Source organism: Qipengyuania polymorpha (assembly GCF_019711435.1).
GTDB lineage: Bacteria > Pseudomonadota > Alphaproteobacteria > Sphingomonadales > Sphingomonadaceae > Qipengyuania > Qipengyuania polymorpha.
Genome location: NZ_JAIGNK010000001.1, coordinates 1,018,057 through 1,036,017 on the forward strand (window position 1 = coordinate 1,018,057; position 17,961 = coordinate 1,036,017).

20 protein-coding genes are annotated in these 17,961 nt (G+C 62.9%); 7 read left to right on the forward strand and 13 right to left on the reverse strand.

Annotated features, from left to right (window positions below):
* Positions 1–64: 64 nt before the first annotated feature.
* The 8 genes from K3152_RS05020 to K3152_RS05055 all read right to left on the reverse strand — a co-directional run bounded on the left by K3152_RS05020 (position 65) and on the right by K3152_RS05055 (position 6,707).
* Positions 65–643 (reverse strand): F0F1 ATP synthase subunit B family protein, encoded by a 579-nt coding sequence (locus K3152_RS05020; RefSeq protein ID WP_221572940.1) that lies wholly within the window; start codon positions 641–643, stop codon positions 65–67.
* Positions 636–1,130 carry a F0F1 ATP synthase subunit B family protein gene (locus K3152_RS05025; RefSeq protein ID WP_221572942.1) on the reverse strand — a complete coding sequence of 165 codons (495 nt, stop codon included), beginning with the start codon at positions 1,128–1,130 and terminating at the stop codon, positions 636–638. Before K3152_RS05025 ends, K3152_RS05020 begins: the two co-directional genes overlap by 8 nt.
* An 81-nt stretch (positions 1,131–1,211) precedes the next feature.
* Positions 1,212–1,439 carry a F0F1 ATP synthase subunit C gene (locus K3152_RS05030; protein WP_006832363.1) on the reverse strand — a complete coding sequence of 76 codons (228 nt, stop codon included), beginning with the start codon at positions 1,437–1,439 and terminating at the stop codon, positions 1,212–1,214.
* Positions 1,440–1,475: 36 nt separating this feature from the next.
* Positions 1,476–2,267, reverse strand: a complete 792-nt coding sequence (locus tag K3152_RS05035) for a F0F1 ATP synthase subunit A (protein ID WP_345719763.1) — start codon at positions 2,265–2,267, stop codon at positions 1,476–1,478.
* Positions 2,268–2,320: 53 nt separating this feature from the next.
* Positions 2,321–2,641: an AtpZ/AtpI family protein gene (locus K3152_RS05040; protein WP_221572943.1), complete on the reverse strand. Its 321-nt coding sequence runs from the start codon at positions 2,639–2,641 to the stop codon at positions 2,321–2,323.
* Positions 2,642–2,827: 186 nt separating this feature from the next.
* Positions 2,828–3,220, reverse strand: coding sequence for a YdbL family probable chaperone protein (locus K3152_RS05045; protein ID WP_221572945.1), 393 nt, complete (start codon positions 3,218–3,220; stop codon positions 2,828–2,830).
* A gap of 11 nt (positions 3,221–3,231) precedes the next feature.
* Positions 3,232–3,417: a YnbE family lipoprotein gene (locus K3152_RS05050; protein ID WP_247713149.1), complete on the reverse strand. Its 186-nt coding sequence runs from the start codon at positions 3,415–3,417 to the stop codon at positions 3,232–3,234.
* 74 nt (positions 3,418–3,491) lie between these two features.
* Complete coding sequence (locus K3152_RS05055) at positions 3,492–6,707, reverse strand: intermembrane phospholipid transport YdbH family protein (protein WP_221572947.1); 3,216 nt, start codon at positions 6,705–6,707, stop codon at positions 3,492–3,494.
* 37 nt (positions 6,708–6,744) lie between these two features.
* On the opposite strand from K3152_RS05055, the gene radC reads away from it, so the two are divergent.
* Positions 6,745–7,479: a RadC family protein gene (gene radC / locus K3152_RS05060; RefSeq protein ID WP_425594666.1), complete on the forward strand. Its 735-nt coding sequence runs from the start codon at positions 6,745–6,747 to the stop codon at positions 7,477–7,479.
* Between the two features lies 1 nt (position 7,480).
* On the opposite strand, the gene K3152_RS05065 is transcribed toward radC, so the two are convergent.
* Positions 7,481–10,291, reverse strand: coding sequence for a DUF3857 domain-containing transglutaminase family protein (locus K3152_RS05065; protein WP_221572950.1), 2,811 nt, complete (start codon positions 10,289–10,291; stop codon positions 7,481–7,483).
* Between the two features lie 172 nt (positions 10,292–10,463).
* Between K3152_RS05065 and purB the strand changes: the two genes are divergently transcribed.
* The 4 genes from purB to K3152_RS05085 are packed head-to-tail and all read left to right on the forward strand — an operon-like array spanning position 10,464 to position 13,526.
* On the forward strand, positions 10,464–11,774 hold the full coding sequence (purB, locus tag K3152_RS05070; protein WP_221572952.1) for an adenylosuccinate lyase: 1,311 nt from the start codon (positions 10,464–10,466) through the stop codon (positions 11,772–11,774).
* Positions 11,775–11,834: 60 nt separating this feature from the next.
* Positions 11,835–12,200: a DUF1049 domain-containing protein gene (locus tag K3152_RS05075; RefSeq protein WP_221572954.1), complete on the forward strand. Its 366-nt coding sequence runs from the start codon at positions 11,835–11,837 to the stop codon at positions 12,198–12,200.
* Complete coding sequence (gene pyrF, locus K3152_RS05080) at positions 12,197–12,871, forward strand: orotidine-5'-phosphate decarboxylase (protein ID WP_221572956.1); 675 nt, start codon at positions 12,197–12,199, stop codon at positions 12,869–12,871. The genes K3152_RS05075 and pyrF overlap by 4 nt, the downstream gene beginning before the upstream one ends.
* Before the next feature lie 10 nt (positions 12,872–12,881).
* Positions 12,882–13,526, forward strand: coding sequence for a phosphoribosylanthranilate isomerase (locus K3152_RS05085; RefSeq protein ID WP_425594667.1), 645 nt, complete (start codon positions 12,882–12,884; stop codon positions 13,524–13,526).
* A gap of 63 nt (positions 13,527–13,589) precedes the next feature.
* On the opposite strand, the gene K3152_RS05090 is transcribed toward K3152_RS05085, so the two are convergent.
* Positions 13,590–14,054 carry an outer membrane protein gene (locus K3152_RS05090; protein WP_221572958.1) on the reverse strand — a complete coding sequence of 155 codons (465 nt, stop codon included), beginning with the start codon at positions 14,052–14,054 and terminating at the stop codon, positions 13,590–13,592.
* Positions 14,055–14,434: 380 nt separating this feature from the next.
* Here K3152_RS05090 and rpsD point away from each other — a divergent pair, with 380 nt between their 5' ends.
* Positions 14,435–15,049: a 30S ribosomal protein S4 gene (gene rpsD, locus K3152_RS05095; RefSeq protein ID WP_221572966.1), complete on the forward strand. Its 615-nt coding sequence runs from the start codon at positions 14,435–14,437 to the stop codon at positions 15,047–15,049.
* Between the two features lie 121 nt (positions 15,050–15,170).
* The gene (locus tag K3152_RS05100) at positions 15,171–15,341 is read left to right on the forward strand and encodes a hypothetical protein (protein ID WP_221572968.1); all 171 of its coding nucleotides are present in this window, start codon (positions 15,171–15,173) and stop codon (positions 15,339–15,341) included.
* Here K3152_RS05100 and K3152_RS05105 read toward each other — a convergent pair.
* The 3 genes from K3152_RS05105 to tgt are packed head-to-tail and all read right to left on the reverse strand — an operon-like array spanning position 15,338 to position 17,956.
* Positions 15,338–16,090 carry a M50 family metallopeptidase gene (locus tag K3152_RS05105; protein WP_247713150.1) on the reverse strand — a complete coding sequence of 251 codons (753 nt, stop codon included), beginning with the start codon at positions 16,088–16,090 and terminating at the stop codon, positions 15,338–15,340. The genes K3152_RS05100 and K3152_RS05105 overlap by 4 nt on opposite strands.
* 37 nt (positions 16,091–16,127) lie before the next feature.
* A complete protein-coding gene (locus tag K3152_RS05110; protein WP_221572969.1) occupies positions 16,128–16,823 on the reverse strand; it encodes an SDR family NAD(P)-dependent oxidoreductase in 696 nt (231 codons plus the stop codon).
* Entirely contained in the window at positions 16,823–17,956 is a 1,134-nt protein-coding gene (gene tgt, locus K3152_RS05115) for a tRNA guanosine(34) transglycosylase Tgt (RefSeq protein WP_221572971.1), read from the reverse strand. The genes K3152_RS05110 and tgt overlap by 1 nt, the downstream gene beginning before the upstream one ends.
* Positions 17,957–17,961 lie beyond the last annotated feature (5 nt).

The following is a 17,961-nucleotide window of genomic DNA, read 5'->3' on the forward strand; positions in this document are numbered from 1 at the left end:
GGGGCCCTGAAACGAAAAAGGGCGGCCATATCGGCCGCCCCCATCGTTCCCGTCCAAGGGAAAATCAGATACCGGCGATGACCTTGTCGGCCAGGGCCTTGTCCGCTTCGGCATCATGCTTTTCGGCAATCAGCTTGCGGCTTGCGCCGGTGGCAGCAGAAACAGCGCGGTTGCGCACGTCCTGCACCGCTTCGCGCTCGGCAGCGGCAATCTTGTCTTCGGCCATGCGCTTGCGGCGTTCGACCATGGCCTTGCTGTCGGCTTCTGCCTTCTCGAGGATGGCGTCGGCTTCATGCTGCGCATTGGCGAGCATTGCCTCGGCATCCTTTTCGGCACCTGCGATCTTGTCAGCATATTCCTTGCGCAGGGCTTCGGTCTCGGCGCGGAGCTGCTTGGCTTCTTCGAGCTGCTCCTTGATGGCCGCGATCTTGTTGTCGAGGCCGCCGGCAATGGTCTTGTGGACCTTGGCGCCGAAGAAGGCGAAGATCAGCAGGACCAGCATCGAGATCGAGACGACCTGGAACGGCGCGAGGCCCCACAGTTCGGGCTCGACATGCTTGCCAGCGCCGTGATCGATTTCGGTCGTTGCTTCCGGGGTCTCGGTCGCGAAGACTTCGGGAGTAGTGGTGGTGGTGTTAGCCATGAGCCATCTGCTCCTTCACCGCCTTGGTGGCGACCGGCTTGGTCACCTTCACACCGGCGAGCGTCTTGACGATGTCCTGCGCGGCTTCGACGGCCACGGCTTCGACTTCGGCCAGCGCCGCAGTGCGGGCTTCGGCGATACGGGTTTCGGCATCGGCAAGTTTCTTGTCGATCCGGGTCTGGGCAGCCTTGAGCTTGGTCTCGCTCTTCCTGGCGCCCTCTTCCTTGGCCTTGGCAACGATAGCCTGCGCCGCAGCGCGGTTTTCGTTTTCCTTGACCCGCCAGGCTTCTTCCTGCTCGTCGGCGGCGTCGCGCGCGGCCTTGGCAGCGGCGAGGTCTGCGGCAATCTGTCCGTCACGCTGGGCAACGGTATCCATCACCTTAGGGACCATGCCCTTGCCGATGACGAAGAAGGTAATGCCGAAGAAGACCAGCAGCCAGAAGACCTGGCTGGACCATGTTTCGGCAAGCTGTGCTATCTGGGGCATTGCAGCTCTCGAAAAGCGTGAGGCAGGAAAGTACGGGGCCGGTCAGGCGAACCCGACCGGCTCCAATTCAAATCTCGTCGATTAGGCGACGAAGATCAGGATCATGGCAACGACGAACGCCAGCAGGCCGAGAAGTTCGGCAGCGGCGAAGCCGATGAACAGGCGGCCCTGCTGGCCGTCTGCTGCGCCGGGGTTGCGCAGGGCGCTTTCGAGGAACGAACCGAAGACGTTACCCACGCCGATTGCAGCCATGCCTGCACCGATTGCAGCGAGGCCAGCACCGATAAGCTTTGCAGCTTCCATTTCCATGACAAACTCCTTTGGAAAAACTTGAATTTAAAAGACTTAGTGAAGGTTCTCGGCGTCGTTGATGTACAGCGACGTCAGAAGGGCGAAAACATAGGCCTGGATGCCGGCGACCAGCAGTTCCAGGGCGCAGATGCCGATCATGAGCAGGAAGCTCGGCAGGCCGACCAGAAGGCCGAAACCGGCACCGGCATTCGTACCGTCGATGACGAAGCTCGACAGCACTTCAAGCAGCACGTGTCCGGCCATCATGGCCACGAAGAGACGCAGGCCGAGGCTGAAGGGACGCACCATGAAGGAGATGAATTCGATCGGCGCAATCACGGGCACCATCGGCAGCGGCGTGCCGTGCGGGACGAACAGGCTGAAGAAGTGCAGACCGTGGCGCCAGAAGCCCACGATGAGAACGATCGAGAAACTGATGATGGCCAAGACACCGGTGATGGTGAAGTGGCTCGTGAAGGTGAACGGGTGGATCCCGATAACACCCAGCGGCAGCAGGCCGAGGAGGTTCGCGAACAGGATGAACATGAACAGGCTGAAGACGTAGGGCACGTATTTGCGCCCGGCCTTGCCGATGTTCGCTTCGAGCATGTTGTCGATAAAGCCGGTGAAGCTTTCGACCATCATCTGCCAGCGTCCGGGAACGAGCTCGCGACGCATGCCGCCGAGCACGAAGACGAAAAGCACCACGGTGGTGATGAGCATCCACAGCGCGCTGTTGGTGAACGCGATGTTGAATCCTTCGGCCAGCTCCCACGATTCCGAGCCGCCGAGCGGCTTGATCGTGAACTGGTACATCGGATCGACTTTGGCCTGTTCGGCTGCCACGTCTGAAATTCCCTAAATCCTGTAACGAAAGCCCCGCAAAGCCCCTTTCGGGGTCACTCGCCGGGCTTCTGATTTGCCGCGCGGATAATATTCCTGAAGGCGACCACTATTCCAAGGAACAGCCCCACCAGCAGACCCCAAGGATTGGTATCGGTGAAATAGCCGATGGCGTAACCGATGACCGATCCCCCAAGAAGCCCCCCGAGCAAGTCTGCCAGAACACGGTTGCCGCTGCGATAGTTCGCATCGGCCCCGGAACCGGTCTTGCGGTTGCGCTGTTCTTCGCGCTGCTGGGCGGCACTGAGCCGCTTTTCCAGCGCGTCGATCCGCGCATCCTCCTCGATGGGTTTCCGTGCGGGTTCGTCGTCGCTCATGCCTTACTCCTTTGTGGGGTTGCGCGGCACGCGCAGGGACTTGCCCGCCAAGGGCGCGGCCCCCTTAGATGGGGGCTATGGGCGAGTCAACATGGAGCGGGCCCCAGATTGCTCCGAGTGTAACAAAAAAGCCTCCTGCCGGGGCGGTACCGGCAGGAGGCTTCAATATTCTGTGCGCAACAACCGTTACGGGCAGCGCGAATCGCGCATCGGAGGTGCGCTGGTGCGCGTCTGCCAGCTACCGTCGGGTGCCTGGTATTTTTCGCCCGGAACAGTCGCGAGGATCGCCTGGCAGCCGGCTGCGAGCGCATATTCCTCGAGCGTCGCATTCGACGCCTGCGCCTTTTGCGAATAGACCGCGCGGCGCTTGATGTTGATGTCGTTGACGATACGGCGCAGTTCGGCCGTTTCAGGGCCGACGATGCCGAGATAGCCGTCCATCTTTTCCCCGACTTCGCCGGCAGCGCGGGCTGCGGCATAGGCAGGGTCGCGCTGGGCATAGGCCGGAGCGGCGATGCCGCCGAGAGCCGTTGCGATGGCCGCGCCCGAAAGGACAGCCTTGGTGAGTCGCTTGGTCATAAGTTCACCCATCAGAAAATATCCGCATTCTCTTCGATCGTATTGCCCGCATCTTCGGCGAGGCGATAAATCACTTCCTGGCGGATGTTGACGTTGAGCTCGATCACGATGGGTTCCGTGGGTGCTTCCACCGTCACGCAACCTGCCAGCGCGAGCGAGGCCAAGCAGGCCGCCGCCGAAATCTTCAGACCCTTCATGGCTGCGTTCCCCTGCATATCGCAGTTTGTCGCACGCCCCTCGTGGTCGGTCAATTCATGGGGTTTCATAGCGCTTACTCGCTTTCCTGGTCCTGAATGGTGGGTTCATCGGGGATAACATCGGAAGGGTCGATATCGGGTTCAGCTTCCTCGCCGGTGATCGAGCGCCGAAGTAGGCGCTGGCCGTCGTCGCTCAGCAGGCCCAGTTCACGCGGGTCGCGCACCGATGACGGGTCGTACATTGCCTTGAGCGAGGTAATCAGCTGGTAGAACTGCGCGCGGATATTGATGCGGAACTGGATCGGCAGCTTGGCGAGCTGCTTGGTGATGAAATTGCTCTTCGCATCCTCGCCCTGCCGCACGCCATCGAAGCGCACCTGCGTCACGATTTCGCCGGTCAGCGGCCCGTTCATGGTCAGGCTCATCTGCGTGTAGTCGAGACTGCGTAGCGCATCGAAGGCGAAATTGGCGATGGCCGACAGGTCCTCGTAGGTCAGCTCGCCGACGTAGGAGATATTGCCGCCCGGCGCGCGCGAGATAAGCACGCCCTGCTCGATGCGGCCATTACCGTCCGCACCGAAGATAATCGGCACTGTCCCGTCGAAAATGCCGGTTGCCGAGATATTCTCGAGCTCCATCTGGGCGACGAATTGCGCGGCATTGAGGCCGACAATCTCGAAGATGTAGGAACGCTCCTCGCTTACCCCCAGATTGAGGTCGACTTCGCGCAGGATGAGTGTGCCGCCCATGAAGGGCCAGCTGCCTCCGCTCACCGCAAGCAGTTCGCCGTTCTGCAGGCTGAACTCGATCTCGCCATCGAGCACTTCGATGCCCGGATTGACCGAGCCGATGCGGATTTTCTGGTTCGGCGCGGTGGTGAGGCCAAGCAGGTCGGTGAACTCGACCGTACCGCTCGCGCCCGTCACCGGACCGAAAGCGGCCGCGAAATCGAGATTGTCGGAAGAGAAGGTGCCAGTGCTGGTGACCTCTCCCGAGGGCGACCAGTCGATCCGCCCTTCCCCCGTAATCGTGCCGTCCGCATTCGCGATGACACCCAAGGCCAGGTAGCTCAGGTCTTCGGGCTGCAACTGCTCGTCGAAGGTAAGTCCCTCGATGTCGAGATTGGCAAAGCCGCCGCCTGTGGAAAGGTCGTGCCGGATATCGACCAGCGTCACCACGCGGTCGGTCTCCGGATTGCGCAATGTGGCATCGGCATCGATGATATTGTCGACGAGCGTCAGCGATGCACCGCGCGCGACAAGCGGTTCGAACCGCTCCGGGCGCTCGCGGTCGACAAGGCGGAAGCTGGCACCTCCGATGGTCAAACGCCCATCGGTGTAGTCCCAATTTCCCGCAGTGTTCTGCAAGGTCATCGGCACCGCAGCGAGCGCGATTTCGGCATCGTCGAAGGTGCCGGCGATATTATCGCCGATTTGCGCGTCGAGGTCCGAAATCACAAAGCGGCTCGCCGTGTCTGCGGGGCCGAGCGTAATGTCGAGATTGCGGGCGGTCAGCGTGCCCGGATAGCCGAAGCCGACCGGCCCGCTGGCGATGCGGATGGGCGTGTCGCCGAGCGCGCCCTTGAGGTCGAGCGATGGTGCACCTGCTGCAAATCGCAGGCCCGCACTGCCATATTGCAACATCGGTTTGCCCGGCGGCGGACAGAGCGTGAGGCCCGGCCCTGCGAGGTTCAACTCGGCAAACGCCAGCCTGCGGAATTCAATACGCGTGCATTCGCGCCAGAGAGCCAGCTCGCCGCCCGGCTCCCAGCGACCGTTGACCGGAACGGACAGCCGGTCGACCGCGCCACCGGGAAGCGGACCCGTCGCCTCTACCTGCCCCGCAAAGCCCAGCGCCCCGGTGCTGCCTTGTGCGATGGACATGCGCGGGATGGCAATTTGGGACCCGCCCGCTGAGTAAGGCGCCATCGACAGCCGGAACAAGGCATCGCCGCTAGGCGCGCGCTCCATCCGACCGTTGATGCGCGGCAGGCCCGGACCACCCGTGGCGATGTTTCCCGCGATGCGCGGCGTTTCCCCGTCGCGCGAGGTGAACTCCATGCGCGACATCGACAAGAGCCGCGCCCCGCTTCTGCCGACAAGCTCGCCCTGCGGCACGAGCAGCGAATAGCCCTTGCGGTCCGAGCGATAACGCAGGTCGGCCGCCAGCGAACTGCCGCGCGTTTCCGCTTGCAGCGCGCGGGTAATGCGCCCTGCGATGGGTTCGAGCAGCGTGCCCTCGCCCGCAGCCTGCATGCCCTCGATGGAAGCAATGAGCGACTGGCCGAGACGCAAGCCACTGCCTTCGATATCGCTCTCCACTTCGAGCCTGGCGAAGTCATCACGCGCACGCACAACACCCTCTGCGGTCAGGACCGTTGCGAGCACTTGCGGAGTCTCTAGCCCGCGCGCCGCGAAGGAATAGCGAGAATTCATCGCATCCCCCCTCATTCGCGCGCGCACAGTCCCTTCGAGCGATTGCGCACTGTTTGCATTGTAATGCGCCGAATCGCTGGAAATGCGCGCTTCCAGTTCAGGATCGGCCAGTTCCTCGTTCGCCGTGAGGTCGAGTTCTGCCACGAGATCGGAGACGGCAAGTTGCTGGTCCTCGCAGGTGATGGTCGATGCTCGCAAGGGGCCGCTGAAGGACGGCTCGCCGGAAGCGGTCCTCAGCTTGCCATAGAGGGTCGTTCCGTCACCCTCGCACCCGCCAATCGCCAGACGGGGCGCCGTGGCAGCAAGGATTCCGGAAAAACCATCGGCGACATTTCCTTCGCCAGCGAGTTTGAAAGCTACCGGTCCGTAATCTGTCTCGAGGAGCCCCCGACCGTCGCGAACGGCGAGGTCGAAGTCGGGCAGGCTCGCGGGTTCGTCGCTGCTTTCGTCGAACAGCATGCTGTCGAGGCTGCCAAAGCTCAACTGACCATCGGTATACCGGCCATAGATACGCGGATTGACGAGCGTGATGCTGCCGATTTCGGGGATGCCGAAGCGGTGCTTGAGGCCGACGATGACCTTCTCGGCCGTGAGGTCGGGCGCATCCGGGTCGCCGATGACAAGATCGGAAATTATCTGGGTTCGACCGCCAATCCTCTCGACCGTATACGTAGCCGGAAGACCGTTCGCCGCCAGCTGGTCGTCGATGAAATCATTGGCGATATCGATGCGGTTGAACCACGCGACGAGGCCAGCCACGATGAGCACCGACAACAGCAGCGCCGGCACGTTGTAGCGCTTCTTGCGCCACCGCGGTCTTTTCGCCGCTTGCATGTGGTCTTCGCTACCGTCCATTCATCCCTGCACTTGCGCGCATCGCACCTTAAAGGCAATGCAAGGCATTGAAACGTCTGGGGGGAAGAAAAGGTTGCCCGAGCTCGCCAAAAAAGCGCCGGAGCACGCAGGGGCCGGTCATCGCGAGCGCTTGCGTCAGCGCCTGCTGAAGGGCGGCGCAGAGGCGCTGGCCGACTATGAACTGCTCGAATACCTTCTCTTTGCCACCTTCAGGCAAGGCGATACCAAGCCGCTGGCAAAGCGGCTCATCGACCAGTTTGGCTCCTTTTCAGGGGTGCTGAACGCAGCGCCCGGAGCGCTGGCTCAGGTCAAGGGCATGGGCGAGGCAAGCGCGGCCTCGCTGCATGCGGTCTCGCTGGCAGCCCGGCGCATGGCTCGCGGCACTGTTCAGGAACAGCCGGTCCTCGGCAGCTGGCAGGCGCTGCTGGATTATCTCGCCATCGATATGGGTAACCTCAAGCACGAACGCGTGCGCGTGCTGTATCTCGACACGCGCAACCGCCTCATCGACGACCATCTCGCCGCCGAAGGCTCGATCGACGAAGCCGCCATCCATCCGCGCGAGGTCATCCGCCGTGCTTTCGATGTGGGCGCGAGCGCGCTCATCCTTGTGCACAACCACCCGAGCGGGGACCCCGAGCCGAGCCGCGCCGACATCCAGATCACCAACCGCATTGCCGAGGCGGGACGGCTGCTCAATATCACCGTCCACGACCACGTCATCGTCGGACGCGGAACGCATGTCTCGCTCCGCGCCAAGGGGCTGATCTAGCCTATTTCGGCGAAATGCCGTGCTGGGCGTACTCGGCCTCGAGCTGGGGCGCGAGACGCAGGGCAATGTCGATGTCTTCCTGACCCGACTTGTCTCCCTGTTCGAGCAGGATGACACCGCGCAGGTAATGCGATGCGGCAAGGCCTGGCGTAAGGGTCAGCGCGCTGTCGAGGTCGGCTTTCGCCTCTTCCAGCATGCCCTTGCGATAATAGACCATCGCCCGGCTATCGAGCATGGGCGCGCTGTTGCTGGCCCGTTCGATGGCGCGGGTGCAGACCTCCAGCGCATCCTCCAGCCCGACCGCGAAGAGCCCGCGATACCAGCAGTCGCCATTGAGGGCAGAGGCATTCTGCGGCTTGTCGGCCACCTCCTCCTTTGTGATTTCCAGACCGCGTGCCGTGTCGCCCGAGAGGCCGGCAACGATGGCGTAGGTGCCTGCGTAGAAAGGCTCCTCCTCTTCGGTCAGCGGCAAGCCATCGAGTATTTCGAAAGCCTCCTCATACTTGCCCGCATATCCCAGTCGCTCGGCGAAAGTGATGGCGAGGCCGCTATTGGGATCGATATCATAGGCCCGTTGGAAATCGGCCAGGGACGCTTCGGTGTTGCCCAGCGCCTGATGCACGCCCGAGCGCCATTGCAGGACCCATGCCGAGGTATCCTTCTCCACCAGCGTATCGAGGTCGGCGAGCGATTCTTCGAACCGGCCGATATCGCCGTAGAACGCAGCGCGTTCCTGAAGCGGGCCGAAGTCGTCCTTGTCGGCATAGGCAATCGCTTCGCCATAGGCGGCGAGCAACGGCTCGGCGCGCCTGTCGAGCGTCTTGCGGTCCACCTCCCAACGCCAGGTCACGTCTTCCGGCGCGATGAGGCGATTGGTCTTGCTGGCAAGGCGGCGGACTGCGCGCTTGGCTTCGGGCAGCTCGTCGGGAGCGATTTCCCCGAGCACCTGCACGACCTCATACTCGCCCGCAAAACGGTTTCCGCTCAGCGAATTGTTTGCCGAAACGACGGTATTGGCAAAGCTTGTTTCAAGCGTTTCCTCGCCCTCGAACGCGAATCCTTTCGCCTCGTGCGGTAGGATAAGTTCGGCGAGAATACGCCGGCGCGAGGGGCCATTCGTCGCCACCGGGATATTGCGCCATTCAGGCTTTGCACGGTTGGCATCGAAGGAGGCATCTCCGCCCACTTCGGAATCGACGACCAGCCGGCCATCCTTCCATTCGAATTCCGAAGCGGCGATCCCGCTGACCTTCATCACCCCGACAGCGCGTTCATCGTCATAGTCGATGGCGACCGAACGCACGGCAACAGAGCCTTGCTGCGAGGCGAAACTCTTGCCGATCTTCTTGAGCTGGTCTTCGTCGCCCTGATCGACCAGTTGCCGAATCCCCGCCCCTTGCGGGCCATAAAATTCCATCTCGAAAGAGAAGAGCGCAGGCAGGTCGATGCCTGCAGAATAGTCCGAGACGACCGACATCACCAGATTGGGCGAGGATTGCTCGCGCTGCGTCATCGGCACCAGCCCTGCCCCGTCAGTGGTCAGCGGCAGCGCGTAATGGAATGGCGGGACCCAGCCAATGTTCGCGATGCGCGTGGCAGCGCTGGTCCCGTCGAGCCAGTAATCCTGCCCGTCGATGATGGCGCGCACGATCATGTGGTCGAAATTGCCCGGCACGGGCAACAGTTCGGGAATGGCATCACCGCCGCGCGTCTGCACCAGCACGGTCTGCGAAGTGATGCCCATCTGGCTGAGCAAAGCGTGCAGCAGGACCGACTTGGCCTTGCAGTCACCGTAGCGCTTTTCCCACGTCTCTTCGGCGTCCTGCGGCAGGTAATTGCCGCCATCCAGACCGTTGAGGAGATAGCTCACCTCGTCCTGCACAAGCTGTGTTGCCAAAGCAGCACGTTCCAGCGGGTCCTTCGTCTTCGCCATGATGGCGCGGGCTTGCTCTGCGACGGGACTGTCCGCAGCGACTTGGGCGGCCTTGCTGAAATGCGGGGCCATGGTGCGCGACAGTTCCTGCCAGTCGGCATAAGTCCCTACACGCAGAACCGGATTGCGGAGATAGCGCGAGGGCGCATCGTTCGGCATCTCGGGCATTTCGGCCAGCGGCAAGGTGATTTCGAGGCGGCTCTCGCCATCTTTTGTGACGGGTGCTGCGACGCCGGCATGCTCCTCGGCTCGCCAGAACACTTCCTCGTCCTGAGGCCAGCTCGCGATGACGCGCGAGAAACCGACCTGCCACGGCTTGGCGGGAAGGAACTGTAGCGCCTGCATCTCGTCGCCCAGCGCCTGGTCGTCGATCGTAACAGAGTGGGTCACGCGAAGGATGTCACCCACCTGCAGCCCGGGCACCGCCAGCGTCGCGGTGAGCTGCCCGTCGAGCAGGCGTTGTTCCAGCCCCTGTTCGCGGCGCAGGATGTCGAACTCGGTGCCATTGCCCAGCACGTCGATACCCTCGCCGCCGCGCAGGATTTGTACGCGGTGCACGGTCAGGTCGCCCTTGTCGGGCAGCCATCCGAGCGAGATGGTCCCCTGCTGCATGAGCGTCTGCGGATTGTCGATACGGAAGGCCATGTCGGCATAAGAGGTGACGACGCCATCTTCGAGCCGGTACTGCCAGTCGGCCAGCAATTGCGCAGGGCCGGATTTCACAACATCGGCATCGAGCGTCGCCTCCTCCACCCAATCGGGAGCAGCGCCGTAAATTATCTCTTCTCCGGCCATGGCAGGAGAGGACAAAGCTGCGGCGAATGCCGAACCGGCGAGCAGGGTCTTGCGCATCACGCGTACTGACGTCTTGTCGTTCATATGCCACAGCTTACCGACGGAGGCGCAAAGCGCAATCAATGTGCGACGAACCGGTAAACGCTGCGGAAACCATAACATCCCGCGGATAGCAGTGCGCCGCCCTTGCCAGCGCGCGCGCGTCTCTCTAGCGGGACGCCAAACCCCACCCACGCACCCTATACGGAGTCGACCCATGGTCCCCCGCTACGCCCGCCCCGCCATGACCGCCATCTGGGAGCCGGAAGCGCGCTACCGCATCTGGTTCGAGATCGAGGCGCACGCGACAGAGAAGCTGGGCGAGCTTGGCGTGGTCCCGAAGAGCGCGGCCAAGGCGCTGTGGGACTGGTGGGCGACCGATCCGGTCATCGACGTTCCGGCCATCGACGCAATCGAGGCCGTGACCAAGCACGACGTTATCGCCTTCCTGACCTGGGTCGCGGAGAATGTCGGCGATGAAGCGCGCTTCATGCATCAGGGCATGACCAGCAGCGATGTGCTCGACACCACGCTCGCGGTGCAGCTGGCGCGCTCGACCGACCTATTGCTCGAAGACCTCGACCAGCTCCTGGCCGCCATCAAGCGCCGCGCCGAAGAGCACAAGTACACCCCCACCATCGGCCGTAGCCACGGCATCCATGCAGAGCCGGTCACCTTCGGCCTCAAGCTGGCACAAGCCTATGCCGAGTTCGACCGCTGCAAGAAGCGCCTGATTGCCGCGCGCGAGGAAATCGCCACCTGCGCCATCTCGGGGGCGGTAGGCACCTTCGCCAATATCGACCCGAGCGTGGAAGCCTACGTGGCCGAGAAGATGGGCCTCAGCGTCGAGCCCGTCTCCACGCAGGTCATCCCGCGCGACCGCCACGCCATGTACTTTGCGACGCTGGCCGTCATCGCGGGAAGCATCGAGCGGCTTGCGGTCGAGGTTCGCCACCTCCAGCGCACCGAGGTGCTCGAAGCCGAGGAGTTCTTCTCCAAGGGCCAGAAGGGTTCGAGCGCGATGCCGCACAAGCGCAATCCTATCCTCACCGAAAACCTCACCGGACAGGCGCGCATGATCCGCGCCTACGCCCTGCCCGCGCTGGAGAACGTCGCGCTGTGGCACGAGCGCGATATCTCGCACTCCTCGGTCGAGCGGTTCATCGGACCCGATGCTACCATCACGCTCGATTTCGCGCTCGCGCGCCTCACCGGCGTGGTCGACAAGCTGCTCGTTTATCCCGAGCGCATGCAGGCGAACATGGACCGCATGGGTGGCCTCATCCACTCGCAGCGCGTGCTGCTGGCCCTCACCCAGAACGGCGTGAGCCGCGAGGATGCCTACCGCCTCGTCCAGCGCAACGCGATGAAGGTGTGGGAATCGGACGGCAGGCTGATGCTGCTCGACCTGCTCAAGGCCGACGAGGAAGTGACCGCAGCGCTCACCGAGGAACAGCTCGAGGAACGCTTCGACCTCGACTACCACTTCAAGCAGGTCGACACGATTTTCGACCGGGTGTTCGGCTAGACGCGACGGATTTCTGCGCCTAGCGTGCCACCCAAGGGATAATTGGGGAGCCGCAATTCCATGCAAATCGTTCGTACCATCCTCTGGGTCCTGTTGCTGGTAGGCGTACTCGCCTTTTCCTTCGGCAATTGGGACAGGCAGATCGATGTCCGCATCTGGCCGGGTATCGTCTGGGATACGCGCGTGCCTGCGCTGGTGATCGTGAGCTTCCTACTCGGCCTCCTGCCGATGTGGCTCTACCACCGCGGCGTTCACTGGCGTCTGTCACGCCGCATTTCGGGGCTCGAAGCAGCAACCACGAAACTGGCCACACCGCGGGCCGAAACCACCACCCCTACCCCGCCCGTCCGCCCCGAGCCTGTCCGGAAGGACCTGCCCAGCGAGCCGGCCAATCCTGTCGATCCGGAGCCGACGACAAAATCATGAGCAATCCTGTCTACCTTGCCCTCGATGTGCCGCGCCTGCACGATGCGGTTGCCTTGGCCAAGCAGGTCAAGGACCATGTCGGCGGCGTGAAACTGGGTCTCGAGTTCTTCAATGCCCACGGCGCGCATGGCGTCCACATGATTGCGCAGCTGGGCCTGCCGATCTTTCTGGACCTGAAACTGCACGACATACCCAACACCGTTGCAGGCGCAATGCAGGCCATCCATGTGCTGGAGCCGGCCATCGTCACCGTCCATGCATGCGGCGGCCGCGCGATGATGGAAGATGCCAAGGCTGCGGCGGGCGAGAACACCAAGGTGGTCGGCGTGACCATGCTCACGAGCCTCGACGAGCGCGATATCCGCGACATGGGGATCAATGACTCGCCCGAGGACCACGTGCTGCGCCTCGCTGACCTCGCACACAGCGCGGGTCTCGATGGCGTGGTCTGCTCCGGCCAGGAGATCAGCATGGTCCACAAGCAGTGGAAAGACGGTTTCTTCGTCGTTCCGGGCCTACGCCCCGAAGGCAGCACGGTCGGCGACCAGAAGCGCGTCGTCACTCCGCGCCAGGCACGCGATGACGGCGCCAGCGTGCTCGTAATCGGCCGCCCGATCAGCCGGGCCGAAGACCCAGCCGCCGCGGCCCGCGCGATCGAGGCTACCCTCTAGGAGGCGAGCTTTGCTGCCTGCGATAAAGATCTGCGGCATTGCAACCACCGACGCGCTCGACGCAGCCATCGAGGCGCGCGCCGACTATATTGGTCTCGTCTTCTTCCCGCCCTCCCCGCGCCATGTCGACGGGCACGCTGCGAGTGCTCTGGCGATGAGAGCGGGCGCGGGTATCGGGCGCGTGGGATTGTTCGTCGATGCCGATGACAGCCTGATTTCCGAAGGCCTGAAAGCGGGCCGGCTGGATGCGCTCCAACTCCATGGCAAGGAAACGGCGCAACGCGTCGCCGAGGTGAGGTCGCGTTTCGGTGTCCCGGTCTGGAAGGCCATTTCGGTTGCGACAGCGCGCGACATGGAAACTGCGGAAGCCTACCGCAGCGCCGCCGACCTACTGCTCTTCGATGCCAAGACCCCGGCGGATGCCGCTTTGCCCGGCGGGATGGGACTTCGCTTCGACTGGTCGTTGCTGGAGCGCTGGAAGGGCCGTCCCGGATGGGGGCTGGCGGGCGGCCTGACGCCTGACAATGTCGGTGATGCCATCGCGCTCACACGACCGCCGCTGGTCGACACATCCTCCGGGGTAGAGAGCGCTCCCGGGGTGAAGGACCCCGATCGCATCAGGGCATTCTGCAAGGCAGCCCGTCCGGCCTCGTGACACCATGAAAAAAGGGGCGGAACCGCAGCGCGGCCCGCCCCCCATTTACTCGCGTCGTGCGCCTTAGAAGGCAGCGCCGACCGAAACGGTTGCAGCGTCGAGATCACCGAAGTCGCTGAAGAAGTGACGGTATGCAGCGCCAACATAGATGGTGTCGTTGAGCTTGTGCTCATAACCTGCGCCGAGAACGATCGAATCGTAGAAGCTGTCGTTCTCGAAGGTGTAGCCGAGCGTCGCGTAGAGCTTGCCAGCGTCCGACGTCGTCGTGCCGAGACGCGAGCTCACGCCGAAAACGGCATCTGCACCGTCGACGAGAACCTTGTCGAGCGATCCTTCGACACCAACGAACAGCGTTTCGCCGAGGTCGAAATCGTAACCGATGGCAGCACCGGCGGTTGCTTCGCTTTCGTCATAGGCCCACACGATACCGCCACGCGCTTCGACGCGGACTTCACCACCGTCCTGTGCGGCGGCGGGGGTTGCGAGGGCAGCGACGGCCACTGCGGTTGCTACTGCGAACTTGCGCATTTTATTTCCTTTTTGTGTTTTCAAGCCAGCCCCGGTCGGGGCGTGGGGAGCGCGCCTATCCTTCCAGTGTGCTATTCGATCAACACAGGAATTTTGCCAAGAGCCACGCAGTTGGTTAATGCGGCCAATGCGCAACAAATTTGCGCAGGATTGTATCTTTTGATAAGTCAGTCTCAGCGACTGAGGGAATTGATGACCTCTCCTAACAAGGCGTTTCGAAGGTTGACGCGGCGCACAATCCTGCTATTCGCGCGCCTTCGCTGATTGGCCCCGCACCCCGGTGAAGCGGTGGCCGCGCCCGAACTTTCTGGTTCAGGTGGTGCGATGCCGGGTTGGATGGCCACCGATGGGGTGGCTCAAGCAAATTGAAGGAAAGACTTATGTCGAAGCGCAAGAGCGCCAAGTACAAACTCGACCGCCGGATGGGTGAAAATATCTGGGGTCGTCCGAATTCCCCGGTCAACAAGCGTTCGTATGGCCCCGGCCAGCACGGCCAGCGCCGCAAGGGCAAGATGTCCGACTTCGGCCTGCAGCTGCGCGCCAAGCAGAAGCTCAAGGGCTACTACGGCGACGTGACCGAGAAGCAGTTCAAGCGCACCTACAAGGAAGCGTCGGCCATGAAGGGCGACACCGGTCAGAACCTGATCGGCCTGCTCGAACAGCGTCTCGACATGGTTGTGTACCGCGCCAAGTTCGCACCGACCATCTTCGCGGCCCGCCAGATCGTGAGCCACGGCCACATCTACCTGAACGGCGTGAAGACCAACATCGCATCGGCCCGCGTCAAGGTCGGCGACGTCGTCAGCCTCGGCAGCAAGGCTAAGGAAATGGCTCTCGTCATCGAAGCCCAGAGCCTGCCCGAGCGTGAAATTCCCGATTACGTCGCACCCGACGGCAACGACAAGGTGACCTTCACCCGCGTGCCGAAGCTCGACGAAGTGCCCTACCCGGTCACCATGGAACCGAACCTGGTCGTCGAGTTCTACTCGCGCTAATCGGTCCGGCAACGGAACAGCAAAAGGGCGGTCCTTCGGGGCCGCCCTTTTCGTTTGCGCGTCACTCGGTTCGTCGCATTTTACGAAACCGATTCCGCCACTTAGGCGTTTCGATGATACTATGACACAATATCGTTTCGTCACCCGCGACCGTGCGGGGAAATGGTACGCCACCCTCGCCGAAGCACAGCGCCAGGCCAACCGTATCGGTGCAGGCTTCACCGATGCATTGGGCAGGTTCGTCGCCTATCGCGGCACAGTCCTCGAAATGCGCGAAGCCGGGGCAACCTAGCGCCGGTGCGCGATTTTCAGCGCGTAGAACACCATCACAATGATCAGCGCGGTAATCAGCCCGCCCCAGAACCAGTAGGGCAGGACGAGTGCCTGCTCGATATGGCCGGTGTCGGACATTTGCATGCGCCCTTCCATCATGCCGCCTTCGGTGAAGAGATAGCCGAAATCGCGGTAGATGCTGATGCACCCCTGCACGCCGAGAAACTGGACGGAAAAGCGCCGGTGTTGCTCGCGGCCATAAAAGGCGAGGCCGAGGCATATCGCCCCGAGTGCAGGCAGTACCATCCACCCCGTTGTCGAGCGCACCCAGATCAGTGTCGAACCTATCAGCGCCACGCCAAGCGCGATCAACGCCCCCTTGGTCATCTTGTGGGCGCGCGACGCGAGGATGAGCAGGCACCCCGCGACCGTCGGCCCGAGGAGGCCTGCCGCAGCGATGGCAGCCTGCGAAACGCGTCCCGGCTCGCCTTCGCCGATATGAAGCGCATAGCCCGAGCCATCGGGAAAGATCACGAGCCTCTCGAAATCATTCCCGAACGCCATCGCGGCAAGACCATGACCCATCTCGTGGAACCATGTCGCGAGTATGCTGAAGGGATAGAGGAGATAGCCGCCGTAGGGCGAGTGCCACAGCAGGATGGAGATGAAGCCGAGCAGCACCAGCAACACGATTTCGCGATTGTCCGCCTCGCGTTTCTGGTTCGCGGGGCGCATCCGCCAGACGTTGCTATTGTTTTGCCAACCCATCCGATGCTCCCGAAACCCTGGCGCATCAGGTGCGCGCTCAGGGCTCTATTTCCTTGCCGTCCCATGCGAATATGCGCCCGCTATGCGCGGGTTCAAGCGATTCGAGCACCGCGAGCAATTGCTGCGCCGAATAGTCCGGGCTGAAGAGCTTGCCCTCGGGGACGTTGCCCTGAAAGGGTTTGGAGAGGTCGGTATCGACCGTACCCGGATGCATGGCGACGCAGAAGGCATCGGGCCTTTTGCGGGCCAGTTCGACCGAAAGTGTCCGGATAACCTGGTGGAGTGCAGCCTTGCTGGCACGATAGCCGTACCATCCACCAAGACGATTGTCCGAAATACTCCCCACCCTCGCGGAAAGTCCGGCAAAGCCGGTCCTGCCTTCGCGCGCGAGCAGTGGCAGGAAATGCTTCGCCACCAGCGCCGGTCCCGCAGCGTTGACGGCGAAATTGCGCGCCAGTTCGGAGGCGTCGAGATGGCGCCAGTCCTTTTCCGGCCCCTCTCCATCCTCGTGCAGGTAACCACTCGCCACGAATACGAGGTCTAACGGGCCATGCTCGCGCACCGCGTCGGCGGCTGCGGCGATGCTCGCTTCGTCGGTAAGGTCGAGCGGGATGTGACCTCGCCCGCGGCGGGAGAAACGATGAACTTCGGTTCCGCCCTTCTCAAGCCTGTCGCACAGGGCAGCGCCGATACCTCCGGAGGCGCCAACGACCGCTGCGCGCCTCCAGCCCATCAGCTATCCTTGGCCAGGTAGTCGCGACGGAAATCCGCGGCGAAGGCAGCAAAGCGTCCCTCCCCGATTGCATCGCGCATCGCCTGCATCAGCTGCTGGTAGAAGGCGATGTTGTGCTCGGTCATCAGCATCGCACCGAGGATTTCGCCCGCCTTGTTGAGGTGATGGAGATAGGCGCGGCTGTAGGTGCCGCAGGTGTCGCATGAGCAGCGCTCGTCGAGCGGCCCGGTGTCCTCCGCGTGGCGGGCGTTGCGGATGTTGAGCGGGCCGTTCCAAGTAAACGCCTGTCCGTTGCGTCCCGAGCGGCTCGGCAGCACGCAGTCAAACATGTCGACCCCGCGCTCGACCGCACCGACGAGGTCGTCGGGCTTTCCCACACCCATCAGGTAACGCGGGCGGTCCTCGGGTAGCTGCCCCGGCGCGAAGTCGAGCGTGGCGAACATCGCCTCCTGCCCCTCGCCCACGGCAAGCCCGCCGATGGCATAGCCGTCGAAACCGATTTCGGTGAGTTTCTCGGCGGAGATCTTGCGCAATTCCTCGTCGAGTGCACCTTGCTGGATGCCGAAGAGTGCTGAGCGCGCGGCATGCTCGCCGCCGCTGTCGAAACCGTCGCGGCTGCGCTTGGCCCAGCGCATCGACATTTCCATGCTCGCGGCAATCTCGTCACGCGGCCGGTCGGCGCGCGGGCATTCGTCGAAGGCCATGACGATGTCGCTGCCGAGCAGGCGCTGGATTTCCATGCTGCGCTCGGGCGTGAGCATATGTTTCGAGCCGTCGATATGGCTGCGAAATTCGACGCCCTTTTCGGTCAGCTTGCGCAGGTCCGACAGGCTCATCACCTGGTAGCCGCCGCTGTCCGTGAGGATGGGCCGATGCCAGTTCATGAATTTGTGAAGGCCGCCAAGTTTCGCCACCCGCTCCGCACCCGGGCGCAGCATCAAATGGTAGGTGTTGCCGAGGATGATGTCCGCGCCAGTCTTGCGCACGGCTTCGGGCTTCATCGCCTTGACCGTAGCCGCCGTGCCGACGGGCATGAAGGCAGGCGTGCGGATATCGCCGCGCAGCATCCGGATGGTGCCGGTGCGCGCCGCGCCGTCACGGGCATGGATGTCGAATGCGAAGCGTGTGCTCATCGTGG